Raw genomic sequence first — 16,373 nt, 5'->3', positions numbered from 1 at the left:
AGCGGCGAATCCTCAGGCGGCCGGCGGGACGAGCCGGTAACCGACTCCCCGCACGGTCTCGATGAACGCGGGCAGTCCCAGCTTGGCGCGGAGCGAGGCGACGTGCACCTCCAGCGTCCGGCCGGTCCCCTCCCAGCTGGTCTGCCACACCTCGCTGATGATCTGCTCGCGCCTGAAGACCACGCCGGGGCGCTGGGCGAGGAGGGCGAGGAGGTCGAACTCCTTGCGGGTGAGCGGGACTTCCCGGCCATCGACGCTGACCCGCCGGGTGGGCAGTTCGACCCGTACGGCCCCGAGCAGCAGTGCGGCGAGCGGGAGCGGCGCGGTGTCCTCGCCGGCGGTGGTGCGGCGGGCGACGGCGTGGATGCGGGCGAGCAGTTCGCCGGTGTCGTAGGGCTTGGTGACGTAGTCGTCGGCGCCGAGGTTGAGTCCGTGGATGCGTGAGCGCACGTCGGCGCGGGCGGTCACCATGATGACGGGGGTGGAGGTGCGCTTGCGGATTCTGCCGAACACCTCGTAGCCGTCCTGGTCCGGCAGGCCGAGGTCCAGCAGGATGACTCCGAAGGGTTCCCGCTCGGCGGGGAGCAGGGCTCGCAGGGCCTCCTCGCCGCCGCGGGCGTGCACGACCCGGAAGCCGTGGCGGGCGAGCACGGCGGAGAGGGCCGCGGCGACGTGGTTGTCGTCCTCGACGAGCAGCAGTCTCACTGGCCCTCCTCTCCGTGTTCCGTCGGTGCCGGTACCGTCGGCGACCGCTCTGCGGCGCTACGGGGTGTGACCCCTGGTGGAGACGATAGACGGCGTCCGCACTCCTGGGCACGCCCGTGGGACCTGCCGTTGGTCTCCGGTTCACGCCGTCGTTCCCCTGGGCATCAACGCCGACCCGCGGGCCCCAGTCAAGCCCTGGCCCGTTACGACGGGGTTTCCGTTACGCACCCGGTACGCCACCGCCCACCGGACGGCCGTTCCCCCTCACGGGAGGCGTCCGGGGAATGCCGGATCGTTATCCTCAATTCTCGCTCAGATCTGCTGACGGTCATCGCACTGCGTCACTAGTGTCCTAGCCACCCGAGGAGGACGGAGCTAGAGCCGATGAGCGGAGTTTCAGTGACGAAGGCCGCCGAGGACGCGATACCCGAGGCGAGCGACCTTGTCGTACTGAGCGACGTCAACAAGCACTTCGGCGCGCTGCATGTGCTCCAGGACATCGATCTGACCATCGCCCGGGGCGAGGTCGTGGTCGTCATCGGGCCTTCCGGGTCCGGCAAGTCCACGCTGTGCCGCACGATCAACCGCCTGGAGACGGTCGATTCGGGGTCGATCACGATCGACGGCCGGCCGCTTCCGCAGGAAGGCAAGGAACTCGCCCGTCTCCGCGCCGATGTGGGCATGGTCTTCCAGTCGTTCAACCTCTTCGCGCACAAGACCGTGCTGGAGAACGTCGTGATGGGCCAGGTCAAGGTCCGCAAGATCGACAGGAAGACCGCGGAGGAGAAGGCCCGGACGCTGCTCGACCGGGTCGGCGTGGGGGTGCAGGCGGACAAGTATCCGGCTCAGCTCTCCGGCGGTCAGCAGCAACGCGTCGCCATCGCAAGGGCGTTGGCGATGGACCCGAAGGTCATGCTCTTCGACGAGCCCACGTCGGCGCTCGACCCGGAGATGATCAACGAGGTCCTCGAAGTCATGCAGCAGCTGGCGCGGGACGGCATGACGATGATCGTCGTCACCCACGAGATGGGCTTCGCCCGCTCCGCCGCCAACCGCGTCGTCTTCATGGCGGACGGAAAGATCGTCGAAGAGGCCTCGCCCGACCAGTTCTTCAGCAACCCCCGCAGCGACCGGGCCAAGGACTTCCTGTCGAAGATCCTTCACCACTGATGACAACGACCTACGACAGAAGGAAAGTTCAGATGCAGCTCCGCAAGTCGGCCGCCCTCGCGGCCATCGCCGTCATCGCTCTGACCGCCACCGCCTGTGGGGGCAAGGACGGCTCGGCCGGGGACAAGCCCGCCGGTACCAAGCCCGGTGCCTCCGACGCGCCCGCCCTTCCCACGTACACCGTCGCCACCGGGGTGGACCTGGACTCGCCGGCCTTCAAGGAGGCGAAGTCGCGCGGCAAGCTGATCATCGGCGCCAAGGCCGACCAGCCGTACCTGGGCTTCGAGGACCAGTCCACGAAGGAGCGCTCCGGCTTCGACATCGAGATCGCCAAGATGATCGCCGCCGACCTCGGCTTCTCGGCGAAGCAGATCGAGTGGAAGACCGTCGACTCCGGCATCCGCGAGACGGCGATCTCCAAGGGCCAGGTCGACTACTTCGTCGGTACGTACACGATCAACGACAAGCGCAAGCAGCTGGTCGGCTTCGCCGGTCCGTACTACAAGGCGGGCGCCGACCTGCTGGTCCGCAAGGACGAGACGGCCATCACCGGCACGGACACGCTGAAGGGCAAGAAGGTCTGCTCGATCGTGGGCTCCACCCCGCTCCAGGAGATCAAGAAGCCCGAGTACGGCGCGAGCGTCGTCGAGCTGGCCAAGTACTCGGACTGCGTGCAGCAGCTGCTGACCAACCAGGTCGACGCGGTCACCACCGACGACTCGATCCTCAAGGGCTACGCCGCCCAGAACCCCGCGAAGCTGAAGGTCATCGGCAAGCCGTTCACCGAGGAGCCCTACGGCGTCGGCCTGAACAAGGACGACAAGGTGCTGCGGGACGCGATCAACGACTCGCTCGAGAAGCACATCAAGGACGGCTCGTACAAGAAGATCTACGACGCGACCCTGGGCCTGTCCGGCTCGGAGTACACCGCCCCGCCGGCCATCGAGCGCTACTGACGGCGCGCCGTCCGGCGTCACTTCCCCGACGCCGGGCGGCCCCGCCCGCACGACCCGTCCCGTACGCACGCCGCCGCTGCCCAGCGGCCGCGGCGGCGTGCGCGACGCCCCCGCCCCGATGCCGCTGACAGCCGACGCGGAGACCTCATGAACGTACTGCTCGACAATTTCCCGGAGTTCCGCGACGGCTTCATAGGCACGGTGTCGATCACGGCCGTCAGCTCGGTCATCGCACTGGTGCTCGGCGTCGTCCTCGCCGGCATGCGGGTCTCGCCGGTGCCGCCCCTGCGGTTCTTCGGCACGGCCTGGGTGACGCTGCTCCGCAACACCCCGCTGACCCTGCTCTTCCTGATCTTCTTCTTCGTCGTGCCCCAGGTGTTCTTCTCCGGCCTGAGCCCGTTCGTACTCGGCTCGCTGGCGCTGGGCTTCTACACCTCGTCGTTCGTCTGCGAGGCCGTCCGCTCCGGCATCAACACCGTGCCGCTCGGCCAGGCCGAGGCCGCCCGCTCGATCGGCATGTCCTTCCCGCAGACGCTGCGGCTCGTCATCCTCCCGCAGGCCACGCGCTCCGTGATCCCGCCGCTGAGCAGCATCTTCATCGCGCTCACCAAGAACTCCGCCATCGCCGGAGCCTTCAGCGTCACCGAACTGTTCGGCTGGCAGAAGCTCATGAGCGACCGGGGCTACGCGATCACCCCCGTCTTCGTCTGGGTCGCCATCGGCTACCTGGTCGTCACCTTTGTCATCAGCGGTCTCTTCCGGCTGCTGGAGCGCCGTATGGAGGTCGCCCGATGAGTGCCAGCGTTCTCTACGACGCGCCGGGCCCGAAGGCCACCGTGCGCAACCGCGTCTACGCGGTCCTCGGCGCCGTCGCCATCGTGGCGCTGGTCGTCTTCGCCATCAAGCGGCTGTCGGACACCGGCAACCTCGCGGCGGGCATGTGGGACATCTTCAACTACACGGGCATCCGCCAGAACATCGCCGACGGGGTGCTGGCCACGCTCAAGGTCTTCGGCCTGGCCGCGGTCGGCTCGGTCGTCCTCGGCGTGGTGCTCGCGGTCGGCCGCCTCTCCGACCACCGGCCGGTGCGCTGGCTCGCCACCACGTTCATCGAGCTGTTCCGCTCGATCCCCCTGCTCATCACGATCTACGCGATCTGGGTCGGCTTCCTCACCGACTACTCGATGTGGGCGCTGGCGCTGGGCCTCTCCGTCTACAACGGCTGCGTCCAGGCCGAGGTGCTGCGGGCCGGGATCAACTCGGTCCCCCGGGGCCAGAGCGAGGCCGCATACGCGCTGGGCATGAGCAAGACGCAGGTGATGCTCGGCGTGCTCATGCCGCAGGCGGTGCGGGCGATGCTGCCGACGATCATCAGCCAGCTGGTGGTGACCCTCAAGGACACCTCACTCGGCTTCATCATCCTGTACCCGGAGCTGCTCCAGACCGCCCGTCTGATCGCCTCCAACACCCTGGTCGACGGGAGGTACCCGTACGTCTCGACGATCGTCGTCATCGGCGCGATCTACGTGACGATGTGTCTGCTGCTGTCGGCGCTCGCGACCTGGATCGAGAAGCGCGGCCGGCGGGCGAAGACCGGCATCGCCGTGGCGTCGGCCACCCCCGCCGCGGGCATCGACGCGCCCGCCGCGACGCTCGGTGGTCCGGCCCCCCGGCCGGGGGGCGCAGGGGGCGCGGACCTTCCGCCGGCCACTGGCACGGTCGCGGCCGACGGGACCGGAGAGCCCGAAGGGGACACCGGGATCGCCAGGAAGCCGTAACGGACCACCCGGAGCGGAGAGCATTCGAGGCAGCGGCGCGTGCGCCGCTGCCTCGCTCGCTTGACGCGGGCATCCCCAGTGGGTTGCATACGTTCTGTGATCACGCACCGGACTTCGACCGCTTCGACTGCCAGGCTTCGCACGAATGTTCGGGTCGGAGGGTACGCACCGTGGACCCGGTGATCGTCGTAGGCGCCGGACCCGTCGGTCTGACGCTCGCCCTCGCCCTGGCGGCGCACGGCGTCCCCTGCGTGCTCCTCGACGAGGGCCTCGGCAAGGACGAGCCGCGCCCCGCCCGCACGGTGGTGCTGCGTGAGGACACCGCCGGCCTGGTCATGCGGCTCGGCTGCGCCACTCCGGACCGCGCGGCACTGAGCTGGTCCGGCTGGCGTTCGCTCCGCCGGAACCAGCTGGTACGTGAGGTGCCGCTCGGCGAGGGCCCGGGCAGCGGATCGCCGCCCGCCCCCGTCCACCTGCCGCAGCACGCGCTCACCCGCGGCCTGCGGGCCGCCGTGGCCGCGCACGACCTGGTCAGGCTCGTGCCGCTCAGCCGGGTCGACACCCTGGAACAGGACGCCACCGGGGTCACCGTGCACACCAAGGGTCCCGACGCGACCTGGTGGCGCGGAAGCCACCTGGTCGGATGCGACGGAGCCCGCTCCACCGTGCGCAAGCTCCTGGACATCAGGTTCCCGGGCCGGACCGCCGTGGAGCGCCACGCCGTCGCCGCCCTGCGGGTCGAACTCCCCTGGCCGGGCGAGGCGGTGCTGCACCGTCAGCCGCCGTGGCGCACCGCGGGATCCGAGGTGACGGCCCGTCCGTTGCCGGGCGGGGTCTGGCGGCTCGACTGGCTGCTCCCGCCCGACGGTGAACTGGTCACGCCCGAAGCGCTGATCGCCCGCATCCGGGAGACGCTGGCCGGCTGGTGCGGGGAGACCCCGCCGTACGAACTGCTCGACACCGGCGTCTACACGGTCCACCACCGGCTCGCACTGCGCTGGCGGGTGAAGCGGGCGTTCCTCGCCGGGGATGCCGCCCACCTGCTGGGCGCGCTCGGCACCCAGGGCGTGGACGAGGGGTTGCGGGACGCCGAGAACCTCGCGTGGAAACTGGCCCAGGCCTGGCACCACGGCGCGTCCGAGCTGCTGCTCGACAGCTACCAGGCCGAACGCCGGACCGCCGTGGCCGCCCGGCTGCGCGCCGCCGACCAGTCGCTGCCGATACTGCGCGGCGGCGGGGGTCTGCGGACCCTGGTGGCGGGCGGCGCGCGTGGGCACGACACGTTGCTCTTCGACGCGCACCTCGGCTACGGCCCGCTCGGCGCACCCCCCTCGTACGCACACTCCCCCCTCGCACCACAGCACGCCGAGGCGCACATCGTGGTCGGCACGCCCCCCGGTGCGCCGGTCACCGAGGTACGGGCGACCGCTCCGGACGGAACATCCGTACGGCTGCGGGCCCGGCTCGGGCGCGGCCGGTTCCTGGTGGTACTGGTCGCCCCGGGCACGGGCGTCTGGGACCGGCGGCACTGGATGACGGCGGGCGTGATGCCCCGCCTCGCGGAAGCCGTGCACGCCCTCCCGGTGGAGAGCGAACTCCTCGTCACGGAGAGCTACCCGGGCGCGGCGGCCCACACGGTGCTGCTCATCCGGCCGGACGGACACCTGGTGGCCGCGTTCGCCGGGGTGCGGCCCGCGGAACTCTTCGCCGCGGCGGACGCGGCGCGGGGCGGCCCGCCCGGCGCTTCCCCCGCGGACGACGACTCGCCCCCGCCCGCCTCCACGCGCTCCGAGAGGGCCGCCACGGTCAATTGACCCGCGTGGAGCCGCATGGTCTACTCCAGAACATGACCGACGACACCTGCGTACGCCTGTGGCGGAGGGTCCACATGGACCTCGTCCGCTACGCGGGCTGCGTGTGTCGCCCTTCCTGCTGACTCGCCTTCATCGCCGTGCCGTGCCACCCGTGCACCGGCACGCGCCTCCACGCGAACTCCCAGGACGGTCACCGTGTCTGCGCTCCCCGCTTCCTCCTTGTCTGCCCTCCCGGCTTCCTCCTTGTCTGCCGCTTCCCTCGATGCGCTTTTGCCTGCCGACCCAGGTGCCGCCGACGGCGTGCCCGCCCAGGCCGGGCCCACCGCGACCGTGCCGCCCGGGTCCGGCCGGTCCGGCCGGTCCGCCCCGACCGCGGCGGAGCTGCTCGAATTCGCCCGCCGGACCGCCGACGACGCCGAGCTGATCGCCTCTCTGCCGCTCGACCCCGAGGGCCGCACCTGGGTGCGGCTCGACGGACCCGCAGGCAGCGAGGCCTGGCTCATCGGTTGGCCACCGGGCACCGGCACCGGCTGGCACGACCACGCCGACTCGGTCGGCGCGTTCCTCACCGCTTCGGGCGCACTGAGGGAACACTCGCTGGCCGCCCGGCTGCCCACCGACGGGTGGAAGACGCTGGAGCTGACCGAAGGCATCGACCGCAGCCGCACGTTGACGGCAGGTCGGGGCCGCGCGTTCGGCCGCCACCACGTGCACGAGGTACTGAACGAGTCCACCACCGAGCACGCCGTCTCCGTGCACGCCTACTACCCGCCGCTGCCCCGCATCCGCCGCTACAGCCGTACCGGAGCGGTGCTCCGGCTCGAGCAGACCGAGGTTCCGGAGGACTGGCAGTGAGCGACCACCGCAACGGCCGCGCGGCGGACGGCGATTCCTCGACCGCGCCGACAGGCATCGACGAGTTCCTCGAACGGACGAGGGAGGGCTTCGTCCGGATCGGCCCGGAGGAGGCCGCAGAGGAGGCCGCCGAGGGTGCCCTGCTGGTCGACATCCGCTATGCCGCCCTCCGCGAGCGCGACGGGCTGATCCCCGGCGCGCTGGTCGTGGAACGCAACGAACTGGAGTGGCGGCTCGACCCGTGGGGCAGCCACCGCGCGGAGCAGGCGGTGAGCCACAACCTGCGGATCGTGATCGTATGCAACGAGGGGTACGCCTCCAGTCTCGCGGTGGCCTCCCTGCACCGGCTGGGCCTGACCCGCGCCACCGACCTGATCGGCGGCTTCCAGGCGTGGCGGGCGGCCGGGCTTCCGGTGCTCGCCCCGCCGTGAACGAGCCCTTCCGGAGCTACCGCTACGTGGGACCGGCCGGGCTGTGGGCCATGCTCCGGCCCGACGGCATCCTGTCCGACGGTGTGCTGCCCGGCGGTGTCCTGCCCGGCGATGTGCTGTCCGGCGGTGTCCTGCCCGGCGATGTGCTGTCCGGCGGCCCGGGCTGCCGGATCGCCTCGTCGGCCGACTTCGCCGAATGGGTCGCCCTGCGTCCGGCGTCGGAGCTGCGGGAGCCGTTCACCTTCGTCGTCGACGGGGACGGCACGCTGCGGCTGGCCCCGCGCCGCAGCGAACACGTGGCCTGCGCCGGCGGGGAGGCCGTCCTGAGCGCGGGCGAGATCGGGTTCACCCGCGATGCGGGCGGGTGGGTCGTGGACGGGATCAGCAACCAGTCGACCGGCTACTGCCCCGACACCACCTCCTGGCCGGCGGTCGCACGGGCACTGCGCCGCGCGGGCCTCCCCCGCCCGGACGGCTTCACGCACGAGGTGGTGTTCCGGCGCTGCCCCGGCTGCCAGGAGCAGAACATCGTCCGCGAGGACCACTTCGTCTGCGTCTTCTGCGACGGCGAACTGCCCGCGCTCTGGAACGTGGACCTTTCGGCCTGACTGCACCACTGTGCCGCGCCCCACCCCAGCGGCACCCACCCCGGTGCCGCCCGGGACGCCTTTTCCGGTGATGTACTGCGCCGCGGCCCCCCGTTCGCAGGCACACCACCCCCGGACCTACCCGAACGGCCGCTCCCAGGTGGAGGGGTCCCCGCGCAGGCCCGACATTCGGCTCATGCACCACGAGGCCGATGGGTACGGAGATGGCGCGCTGATGGACATGGACTCCCCCGTCCTCACCCCGGACGAACTCGACCTCCATGCCTCCCGACTCCAGGAATCGGAGACCTGGCAGCGGATCGTCACCGGCTGGGACCGCTCGGCCCCCGAACCCGTACGGCTCCACCCCACCCGCATCGATCCCGATCCCGCCCCTGCCGCCCCCACCGAGACCGGCCCTTCCCCGGTCGATTCCACCGGGACCGGGTCCACCCGGGTCGACTCCGCCGAGGCGCTCCCGGCCCGGTCGCCGGAGCACTGGCGCGGGATGCTCTCCGTGCCCATCGACCAACTGGTCGCGGACTCCCTGCGCGCCCTGCCCGCCCCTTCCCCCGTCGAGCGGCGCCTCCCGGGCCGGCTCGGCGCGATGCTGCCGGACCGGCTCCACTCCTGGCGGCGCATCGGCCGGAGTGACGTGCGCCCCTCGGTCCACCTGGCGTACGCGCGGCAGATCCTGACGGAGTGGGGATGGCAGAACACCCCGTACCGGCTGCGCGACGCCCGCGGCGCCCGGTGTCTCTGCGGGGCGATGCTCACGGCGCACCGGCTCGGCTACGGCTCCGCCGAAACCGTGGACCGGGCCGGGGCGTGGATGATCACCGAGCTGCGCTCACAGGGCTGGACCGATCTGATCGGCCCCTGGAACCGGGCACCCGGCCGCACCGCCTCCCAAGCTCTCGCCCTGATCGACGCCACCATCCGGCGTGCCTCCCTGGCCGGTCACTGACCCTCGCCTCCCCGGGACCGTCCCGCCCGCTCCACCGTGTGGCACGGAGACCAGGTAGCACCGACCGGGCAGCACAGGCCGGATTCGGCGGTCGGCTACCGCCGCGGGGACAGCGGGGGCGAGGTATGGGGGCCGGCTTTCGGCGCCTGGCATCGGGACGGGGTAACGCCGGGAACCGCGCCGCCTCGAAGCTGTTGTGCGAAGTCGAGGCTCGCCCAGGGAACCGCAGGCTCGCCCAGGGAACCGCAGTCTCAGCGGAACGCGCTGACGTTACGGGCGGCCCAGTCGGCGAAGGGACGTGGGGCGCGGCCGAGGACCCGTTGGACGTCCGGGCTGACACGCAGTTCGGCCGGTCTCGGGGAGCCGAGGATGTCCAGGGTGTCGTCGGCGAGCTCCGCCGGCATGCTCCGGGTCATGGCGGCCCTTGCCTCCTCGCGGGTGAGCTCGTGGAACTTCACCGGCGAGCCCAGGGCGGCGGCGACGGCCTCGGCCTGCTCGCGCGGAGTGACCACCTGAGGACCGGTCAACTCGTAGACGCCGCCGGTATGCCGGTCGTCCAGCAGGCAGGCTGCCGCGACCGCGGCGATGTCTGCGGGGTCGATGAGCGGTACCCCGATGTCGCCGAAGGGCGCGGCGACGACCTGTCGCGTGCGGACGGACTCGGCCCACCACAGGGCGTTGGAGGCGAAGCCGCCCGGCCGCAGGATGACCCATTGCAGACCGGACTCCCGCAACGTGTCCTCCAGCGCGCGCATCGCGATCCGCGTGGGGCCGGTGGGCCTGGTCACCACGCCCTGCGTGGAGAGCAGGACGACCCGGCGGACCCCGACGGCCGCGGCTTCAGCGATGACGTCTGCGGGGTTGGCTCCTGCGGAGTGCAGGTCGCCGGAGAGCAGCAGGAACAGCGCCTTCGCTCCGGCCAGCGCGGGCGAGAGGCTGAGTGGCCTGGCCAGGTCGGCCACGACGTGGCGGGCGCCGTGGGGCACCGCTGCCGTGTGGCGTGACACCGCCGTCACCTGCTGGCCCGCCTCGGCCAGTACCTGCGTCAACGGCCGGCCGATATTCCCGGTGGCTCCGGTCACCACGATCATCTTCAGCTCCCTTGTCAGAGGTTCTCTCTTGCCCTCACGCTAGGAGAGGGGCTAACTTCTGGTAAGGGCGTACCTCTGGGTAAGCTCATGGCATGACAGAAGGCGTGCAGCGCAGAGGAGTCGGGACAGAGGGGCGGTATGACGTGTTTCACACGGACTGCCCCGCGCGTGGTGTGGTCGACCACGTGACCAGCAGATGGGGGGTCTGGGTCCTGATCTCCCTGCGGAGCGGCAGCCTTCGGTTCTACGAGTTGCGCGAGAGCATCCAGGGCATCAGCGAGAAGATGCTCGCCCAGACACTGCGGGCGCTGGTCCAGGACGGCTTGATCTGGCGGAAGGTCGAGCCGACGACGCCCCCGCAGGTCACCTACGGGCTGACCGCGTTCGGCCGGGACATCGGCGAGCCGTTGACGGAGATGTTCGACCGGATCACACGGCACCTGTCGCCGCAGAGCACCGGATAGCGTGGCGGCGGCCGACGCACACCATGCCGTGATGAACGACCGGCATCCCCGTCCGGGAGCTGCCGGCCGAGGCACCTGGTCCAGCGGCTGCGGCGCGGCTGACGACCACGCGGATCGACGCAGCCTCGAGCGGGCCCGCCGACGCGACATCTCTGACAGGTCCACCGGTGTCCAAGCCGTACTGCACGCCGAGCACCTGGGCGACTTTCCCCGATGACGGTCCGACCGGTCAGCAGTTCGACGACCATGAGCCGCGCCATGGTGGCATCCGATGGGCCGACAAGCTCACCGACGCGAACCGCCGGGCGCCACCGGGGCTGCTTCCGGCCCCCCTGCCACCGCAGCCGCACCGAAGGGCTGTCCCGCGATTCGTGGTGGATCAGCGCGCGGCGTCGGATGCGGTGCATCGCAAGACCGGAGCGGCGTCCGCAGAGGGGATGCATCTGGACGTTCCGACAACGCGACGAGGTGCCGTAGCTGTCGTCGCGCACCCGTCAGCAAGTGCGGGACAGCCCTTAACCTCGGGGCAGCCGGCAGCTCAGAACGGCTCGTCCAGATCCTCGGTCTCTTCCCCCTCGGCCTCCAGCGCCTGGCGCACCACGCGGAGTGCCATGCCTTCTCCGTATCCCTTGCGCGCGAGCATTCCGGCGAGGCGGCGCAGCCGCTTGTCCCGGTCGAGCCCTCGCGTGGACCGGAGTTTGCGCGCGACCAGTTCGCGGGCCGTCTCCTCTTCCCGCGCGGGGTCGAGCTGCCCGACCGCCTCGTCGATCACCGCGGAATCGACGCCTTTCGTGCGGAGTTCACGGGCGAGCGCCCGGCGTGCCAGACCTCGGCCGTGGTGCCTGGTCTCCACCCAGGAGTCTGCGAACGCCGCGTCGTCGATCAGCCCCACGTCCTCGAAGCGCGACAACACCTCCTCCGCCACCTCGTCGGGAATTTCCCGCTTGCGCAGCGCGTCCCCGAGCTGCTTGCGGGTCCGCGGGGTCCCGGTGAGCAGGCGCAGACAGATGGCGCGCGCCTGCTCGACCGGGTCTCGCGGCTCCCCCTTCTCGGCCCTCGACGAGGAAGGGGAGCCGCTGCTTCTGGAACGGGAGCGACGGCCCGCCCCCTCGCCGAATCCTGCACCGCCACCGAACCCCGTCCCCGGGCCCGCCCCCCGACGGGCTCCGGAACGAGATTCCGCCGCGGTGTCAGGTTCCGGCTCCGTCTCCGGTCCACCCGCGAAACCACCCGCCTGCCGCGGGTGGGGCTGCGCACCGAATCCCGGGGTCGGCTCCGACCACTCCGTACGCCGTGTCACGGAATTAGCTCTTGACCGCCGCGGCGGCGGTCTTGGTGGCCTTGGCCTTGGCCGCCGCAGCCGTGGTCGCCGGCTTCGCGGTGGTGTCGGCCGCCCCCGTGGTCGCGGCGTCCGCCGTGTCCGTAGTGGCCGCCGGCGCGTCGATCTCCGGGCGGACACCGATACCGAGCTTCTCCAGGATCTTCCTCTCGATCTCGTTGGCGAGATCGGGGTTGTCCTTGAGGAAGTTGCGGGCGTTCTCCTTGCCCTGGCCGAGCTGGTCGCCCTCGTACGTGTACCAGGCGCCGGCCTTGCGGACGAAGCCGTGATCCACGCCCATGTCGATCAGGCCGCCCTCGCGGCTGATGCCCTGGCCGTAGAGGATGTCGAACTCGGCCTGCTTGAACGGCGGCGCGACCTTGTTCTTGACGACCTTGACGCGGGTACGGTTGCCGACCGCGTCGGTGCCGTCCTTGAGCGTCTCGATGCGGCGGATGTCCAGACGGACCGAGGCGTAGAACTTCAGCGCACGGCCACCGGTCGTGGTCTCCGGCGAGCCGAACATCACGCCGATCTTCTCGCGGAGCTGGTTGATGAAGATCGCGGTGGTCTTGGACTGGTTGAGCGCGCTGGTGATCTTGCGGAGTGCCTGGCTCATCAGGCGGGCCTGGAGACCCACGTGGGAGTCACCCATCTCGCCCTCGATCTCCGCACGGGGCACCAGGGCCGCCACGGAGTCGATGACGATGAGGTCGAGTGCGCCGGAGCGGACCAGCATGTCCACGATTTCCAGCGCCTGCTCGCCGTTGTCCGGCTGGGAGAGGATCAGGTTGTCGATGTCGACGCCGAGCTTCTTGGCGTACTCCGGGTCGAGCGCGTGCTCGGCGTCGATGAACGCCACCTGGCCGCCGAGCCGCTGCGCGTTGGCCACGGCGTGCAGGGTCAGGGTCGTCTTGCCGGAGGACTCCGGGCCGTACACCTCCACGACGCGGCCACGCGGCAGACCGCCGACGCCGAGGGCCACGTCGAGCGCGGTGGATCCGGTGGGGATCACCTCGATGGGCTCGTTCGGCCGCTCGCCGAGGCGCATGACCGCGCCCTTGCCGAATTGGCGCTCGATTTGTGCGAGAGCGGCGTCCAGCGCCTTCTCGCGGTCGTTTCCTGCCATGGGTTCCACCCGATTTGCTTGAGTCGATCGCTTCACGTCAAAGACGCTAACCCCTGCCACTGACAATGGGCCTCGACGTCCTCCCGGCCTGTGGACAACTCCACGGCCGGGCCCGGGAAACCCGGGCCCGGGATGCCATGAGAATAGATGTTCGATTTTGGTGTCAAGCGCACCACGCCGCCCGCGGACGCCCGGCAGCGGACGCCCCGCGCCGCGGCATGCTCCCGCTTTCCGGTGGGCCGGCCGACCCGCCGAGCGTCCGCGACCGTGACCGAAATCATGGAGCGCTGCCGCCGTGAAGCGGCCGGCGGTCGGCAACTGGCAGACGACGGCCGACGGTCGGCGGCCGGCCCGCAGGTGTCACCGGCTACGGCAGGTCCGGGCCCCCGCGTCCCGTAGCGCCGTCCCTGCCGCCCGTACCGTCCTGCCCGTCGGCCTCGCCGGGGTCGTCCGTACCGGCCGCCTCGCGGGGCTCGTCCGCCCACCTGCCGACGCCCCTGTGCGGGCCGGTCACCCGCGTCGGACGGCGCACCCGCGACCAGAACGGCGCGGGGCGCTGCCGGCTGCTTCCGCCGCCCACCCGGGGGTCGTCGGTCACCGCGTACCGCTTCACGTACGCGCCGAGGAACGCCTGGAGCGTGGCCACCGCCGGGATCGCGATCAGCGCGCCGACCGCACCGAGCAGGGCCGTCCCGGCGATCACCGATCCGAAGGCCACCGCCGGGTGGATGTCGACGGTCTTCGACGTCAGCTTGGGCTGCAGCACGTAGTTCTCGAACTGCTGGTAGATCAGGACGAAGCCGAGCACCCAGAGCGCGTACCAGGGATCGATGGTGAACGCGATCAGCATCGGCAGGGCGCCCGCGAGGTACGTGCCGATGGTCGGGATGAACTGGGAGACCAGACCGACCCAGACGGCGAGCGCCGGTGCGTAGGGGACCCCGAGCACGACGAGCAGGATGTAGTGCGCGATGCCGGAGATGAGTGCCATCAGACCGCGCGAGTAGAGGTACCCGCCGGTCTTGTCGACGGCGATCTCCCAGGCGCGCAGCACCTCGGCCTGGCGCGAGGGCGGCAGCACGGAGCAGAGCGCGCGGCGCAGCCTGGGCCCGTCCGCCGCGAAGTAGAAGGAGAACAGGAAGATCGTCAGCAGCCGGAACAGGCCCCCGAGCACGGTCGTGGAGACGTCGAGCACTCCGGTCGCGCTGTTCTGTACGTACCTCTGGAGCCAGTCCGAGTGCAGCAGGCTGTCCTGGACCTCGACCCGGGAGAGTTCGGTGTGGAACGTCTGGTTGACCCACTTGATCACCGAATCGAGGTACTTCGGGAACTCGTCGACCATGTCCACGATCTGCCCGGCGAGCATCGAGCCCAGCAGGACGATGAATCCGAGGCCCAGGGCGAACACGACGATGAAGACGAGGAAGGTCGCCAGGCCGCGCCGCATGCCCCGTCCGGCCATGCGGCCGACCGCGGGCTCTATGGCCAGGGCGAGGAAGAAAGCGATGAGGATGTTGATCAGCAGGCCGATGAGCTGGTCGAACGCCCAGCTGCCGAGACGGAAGCACGCGTAGAGCGCCAGTGCCATGACCACGGCGCGCGGGAGCCAACGGGGCATGCGCGCGGGTCCGTCGTCCACCGGGGTCTCCGGTGGCACGGCAGGGGGGACGGGAGACGCGGCGGACTGCCGCGGGTTCTGCACGGTCTCGTCTGTCGGGGCCACGCCCACCAGTCTCGCCTACGGGTGGGGCCACCGGTCCCCCGGGCTGTCCGACGCCCGAGCGCGGTACTCCCCGGTGCTCCCCGGTGCCGTCGGACCCCGGGTGCCCCCTGGAGCTACCGGCCCCGGGCCCGCCCGGGAGCCCGCGGCTCAGCGGCGCTCAACGGCGTTCAACGGCGCTCAACGGCGGTCGGCCGGGATGCTCATCGCCGTGCAGACCGCACGCCAGACGTCCTTCGTCTCCCACCCCGCGTCGAGCGCCTGATGGACCGTGAGGCCGTCCAGCTCGGACATGACGTGGTCGCGCGCGAAGGAGTCCGCGTATCCGGCGCCGAAGTGGTCGGCCATCCGCTCCCAGAAAATCGTCAACCGCATGATCCCAGTATCCCGCTTCCGGGGGTGCGGTCCCGACGCCGGAGGCATCTCCCGGCGCTTTCCGCTCTACGGTCGGTCCATGCCCGGACCCGCACCCGCAGCACGTCCCCTCGCCCGCGCCGAGCAGTTCATCTGGCTCACGGCCCGTGTACTCGAACAACGGAGGTTCGCCCACGACTTTCTCGACGGAGACGCGGACGCGGTCGAGACCGCGCTCGCCGCCTATCTCAATGAGGACGGCGGTTACGGCCACGCCCTCGAACCCGACCTGCGCGGACCGATCAGCCAGCCCCTGCACACCGCGCACGCCCTGAGCGTCCTCGACTCCGTCGGCCGCTGCCACGGCCCCCGGGTGGACCGCATCTGCCGCTATCTGACGGCCGTCTCCACCAAGGAGGGGGCGCTGCCCGCGCTCTGTCCCTCCCAGCGCGGATATCCCGCCGCGCCCTTCATCCCGATCGTCGACGATCCGCCCGCCGAACTGCTGGCGACCGGTCCGGTCGTCGGCCTGCTGCACCGCAACCAGGTCTGGCACGCGTGGCTGTTCCGCGCGACGGACTTCTGCTGGTCGGCGGTGGAGTCGCTGACCGTCTCGCATCCGTACGAGATCGAGGCGGCGGTCGCCTTCCTGGACGGCGCTCCGGACCGGGAGCGGGCGCGGGCGGCGGCGGAACGGCTGGGCCGGCTGGTGCGGGACCAGCGTCTCGCGGTGCTGGACCCCCGGCGGCGCGAGGAGTACCCGCTGGCGCCCGGCTACGCGCCGGGTGAGTACCACTTCCCGTACGACTACGCCCGTACGCCCGCCTCGCTGGCCTGCGGATGGTTCACCGAGGGCGAGCTGTCGGACTCCCTCGACCATCTCGCGGCCGAGCAGCGGGAGGACGGCGGCTGGCCCCTCACCTGGAGGCAGTGGGCGCCCGGTACGGCTCTGGAGGGCCGCCCTCTCGTCACCCTGCGCGCCCTGCAGATCCTGCGGGCGCACGGCCGTGACCTGGGGTGACCGTGACCGTCCT

The 16,373-nt window shown here is 71.1% G+C and carries 18 protein-coding genes; 12 read left to right on the top strand and 6 right to left on the bottom strand.

Features of this window, described 5'->3' with window-relative positions:
- Positions 1 to 12: 12 nt before the first annotated feature.
- Entirely contained in the window at positions 13 to 705 is a 693-nt protein-coding gene (locus ACFYPN_RS06425; protein ID WP_358760772.1) for a response regulator transcription factor, read from the bottom strand.
- A 384-nt stretch (positions 706 to 1,089) separates the two neighbouring features.
- Between ACFYPN_RS06425 and ACFYPN_RS06420 the strand changes: the two genes are divergently transcribed.
- The 10 genes from ACFYPN_RS06420 (at position 1,090) to ACFYPN_RS06375 (ending at position 9,263) form a co-directional block, all read left to right on the top strand.
- A complete protein-coding gene (locus ACFYPN_RS06420) occupies positions 1,090 to 1,875 on the top strand; it encodes an amino acid ABC transporter ATP-binding protein (protein ID WP_389297005.1) in 786 nt (261 codons plus the stop codon).
- Positions 1,876 to 1,907: 32 nt separating this feature from the next.
- Positions 1,908 to 2,831, top strand: a complete 924-nt coding sequence (locus ACFYPN_RS06415) for a glutamate ABC transporter substrate-binding protein (RefSeq protein ID WP_358760770.1) — start codon at positions 1,908 to 1,910, stop codon at positions 2,829 to 2,831.
- A 147-nt stretch (positions 2,832 to 2,978) separates the two neighbouring features.
- Positions 2,979 to 3,626, top strand: a complete 648-nt coding sequence (locus tag ACFYPN_RS06410; protein ID WP_358760769.1) for an amino acid ABC transporter permease — start codon at positions 2,979 to 2,981, stop codon at positions 3,624 to 3,626.
- Positions 3,623 to 4,609: an amino acid ABC transporter permease gene (locus ACFYPN_RS06405; RefSeq protein ID WP_358760768.1), complete on the top strand. Its 987-nt coding sequence runs from the start codon at positions 3,623 to 3,625 to the stop codon at positions 4,607 to 4,609. The genes ACFYPN_RS06410 and ACFYPN_RS06405 overlap by 4 nt, the downstream gene beginning before the upstream one ends.
- A 170-nt stretch (positions 4,610 to 4,779) precedes the next feature.
- Complete coding sequence (locus ACFYPN_RS06400; protein WP_358760767.1) at positions 4,780 to 6,423, top strand: FAD-dependent monooxygenase; 1,644 nt, start codon at positions 4,780 to 4,782, stop codon at positions 6,421 to 6,423.
- Between the two features lie 32 nt (positions 6,424 to 6,455).
- Positions 6,456 to 6,545 (top strand): putative leader peptide, encoded by a 90-nt coding sequence (locus tag ACFYPN_RS06395; protein WP_328719044.1) that lies wholly within the window; start codon positions 6,456 to 6,458, stop codon positions 6,543 to 6,545.
- Positions 6,546 to 6,723: 178 nt separating this feature from the next.
- Complete coding sequence (locus ACFYPN_RS06390; RefSeq protein ID WP_389297001.1) at positions 6,724 to 7,278, top strand: cysteine dioxygenase; 555 nt, start codon at positions 6,724 to 6,726, stop codon at positions 7,276 to 7,278.
- Entirely contained in the window at positions 7,275 to 7,709 is a 435-nt protein-coding gene (locus ACFYPN_RS06385) for a rhodanese-like domain-containing protein (RefSeq protein ID WP_358760766.1), read from the top strand. The genes ACFYPN_RS06390 and ACFYPN_RS06385 overlap by 4 nt, the downstream gene beginning before the upstream one ends.
- Positions 7,706 to 8,317, top strand: a complete 612-nt coding sequence (locus ACFYPN_RS06380; RefSeq protein WP_389296999.1) for a hypothetical protein — start codon at positions 7,706 to 7,708, stop codon at positions 8,315 to 8,317. Before ACFYPN_RS06385 ends, ACFYPN_RS06380 begins: the two co-directional genes overlap by 4 nt.
- Before the next feature lie 220 nt (positions 8,318 to 8,537).
- Complete coding sequence (locus ACFYPN_RS06375; protein WP_358760811.1) at positions 8,538 to 9,263, top strand: hypothetical protein; 726 nt, start codon at positions 8,538 to 8,540, stop codon at positions 9,261 to 9,263.
- Positions 9,264 to 9,514: 251 nt separating this feature from the next.
- On the opposite strand, the gene ACFYPN_RS06370 is transcribed toward ACFYPN_RS06375, so the two are convergent.
- Complete coding sequence (locus ACFYPN_RS06370) at positions 9,515 to 10,354, bottom strand: NAD(P)H-binding protein (protein ID WP_358760765.1); 840 nt, start codon at positions 10,352 to 10,354, stop codon at positions 9,515 to 9,517.
- Between the two features lie 92 nt (positions 10,355 to 10,446).
- On the opposite strand from ACFYPN_RS06370, the gene ACFYPN_RS06365 reads away from it, so the two are divergent.
- Entirely contained in the window at positions 10,447 to 10,818 is a 372-nt protein-coding gene (locus ACFYPN_RS06365) for a helix-turn-helix domain-containing protein (protein WP_358760764.1), read from the top strand.
- A gap of 538 nt (positions 10,819 to 11,356) precedes the next feature.
- Here ACFYPN_RS06365 and recX read toward each other — a convergent pair.
- From recX to ACFYPN_RS06345, 4 genes are all read right to left on the bottom strand, one after another.
- Positions 11,357 to 12,118, bottom strand: a complete 762-nt coding sequence (gene recX / locus ACFYPN_RS06360; RefSeq protein WP_389296996.1) for a recombination regulator RecX — start codon at positions 12,116 to 12,118, stop codon at positions 11,357 to 11,359.
- Positions 12,119 to 12,122: 4 nt separating this feature from the next.
- Positions 12,123 to 13,265 carry a recombinase RecA gene (recA, locus tag ACFYPN_RS06355; RefSeq protein ID WP_358760762.1) on the bottom strand — a complete coding sequence of 381 codons (1,143 nt, stop codon included), beginning with the start codon at positions 13,263 to 13,265 and terminating at the stop codon, positions 12,123 to 12,125.
- A gap of 367 nt (positions 13,266 to 13,632) precedes the next feature.
- Positions 13,633 to 14,883 (bottom strand): AI-2E family transporter, encoded by a 1,251-nt coding sequence (locus ACFYPN_RS06350; RefSeq protein ID WP_358760810.1) that lies wholly within the window; start codon positions 14,881 to 14,883, stop codon positions 13,633 to 13,635.
- Between the two features lie 282 nt (positions 14,884 to 15,165).
- Positions 15,166 to 15,360 (bottom strand): DUF3046 domain-containing protein, encoded by a 195-nt coding sequence (locus tag ACFYPN_RS06345; protein WP_358760761.1) that lies wholly within the window; start codon positions 15,358 to 15,360, stop codon positions 15,166 to 15,168.
- 79 nt (positions 15,361 to 15,439) lie between these two features.
- Between ACFYPN_RS06345 and ACFYPN_RS06340 the strand changes: the two genes are divergently transcribed.
- Positions 15,440 to 16,360, top strand: a complete 921-nt coding sequence (locus tag ACFYPN_RS06340; RefSeq protein ID WP_358760760.1) for a hypothetical protein — start codon at positions 15,440 to 15,442, stop codon at positions 16,358 to 16,360.
- Positions 16,361 to 16,373 lie beyond the last annotated feature (13 nt).

The organism is Streptomyces sp. NPDC005576, assembly GCF_042871745.1.
In the GTDB taxonomy this organism is placed as follows: Bacteria; Actinomycetota; Actinomycetes; order Streptomycetales; family Streptomycetaceae; genus Streptomyces.
This window is presented reverse-complemented; position numbering and strand designations above follow the sequence as displayed.

Excerpts from the sequence above, each read along its gene's own strand:
- ACFYPN_RS06350 (WP_358760810.1), bottom strand. The coding sequence starts at position 14,883 with ATGCCCCGTTGGCTCCCGCGCGCCGTGGTCATGGCACTGGCGCTCTAC.
- ACFYPN_RS06410 (WP_358760769.1), top strand. The coding sequence starts at position 2,979 with ATGAACGTACTGCTCGACAATTTCCCGGAGTTCCGCGACGGCTTCATA.
- ACFYPN_RS06345 (WP_358760761.1), bottom strand. The coding sequence starts at position 15,360 with ATGCGGTTGACGATTTTCTGGGAGCGGATGGCCGACCACTTCGGCGCC.
- ACFYPN_RS06365 (WP_358760764.1), top strand. The coding sequence starts at position 10,447 with ATGACAGAAGGCGTGCAGCGCAGAGGAGTCGGGACAGAGGGGCGGTAT.
- ACFYPN_RS06405 (WP_358760768.1), top strand. The coding sequence starts at position 3,623 with ATGAGTGCCAGCGTTCTCTACGACGCGCCGGGCCCGAAGGCCACCGTG.
- ACFYPN_RS06415 (WP_358760770.1), top strand. The coding sequence starts at position 1,908 with ATGCAGCTCCGCAAGTCGGCCGCCCTCGCGGCCATCGCCGTCATCGCT.
- ACFYPN_RS06395 (WP_328719044.1), top strand. The coding sequence starts at position 6,456 with ATGACCGACGACACCTGCGTACGCCTGTGGCGGAGGGTCCACATGGAC.
- ACFYPN_RS06420 (WP_389297005.1), top strand. The coding sequence starts at position 1,090 with ATGAGCGGAGTTTCAGTGACGAAGGCCGCCGAGGACGCGATACCCGAG.
- ACFYPN_RS06370 (WP_358760765.1), bottom strand. The coding sequence starts at position 10,354 with ATGATCGTGGTGACCGGAGCCACCGGGAATATCGGCCGGCCGTTGACG.
- ACFYPN_RS06375 (WP_358760811.1), top strand. The coding sequence starts at position 8,538 with ATGGACTCCCCCGTCCTCACCCCGGACGAACTCGACCTCCATGCCTCC.
- recA (WP_358760762.1), bottom strand. The coding sequence starts at position 13,265 with ATGGCAGGAAACGACCGCGAGAAGGCGCTGGACGCCGCTCTCGCACAA.
- ACFYPN_RS06340 (WP_358760760.1), top strand. The coding sequence starts at position 15,440 with ATGCCCGGACCCGCACCCGCAGCACGTCCCCTCGCCCGCGCCGAGCAG.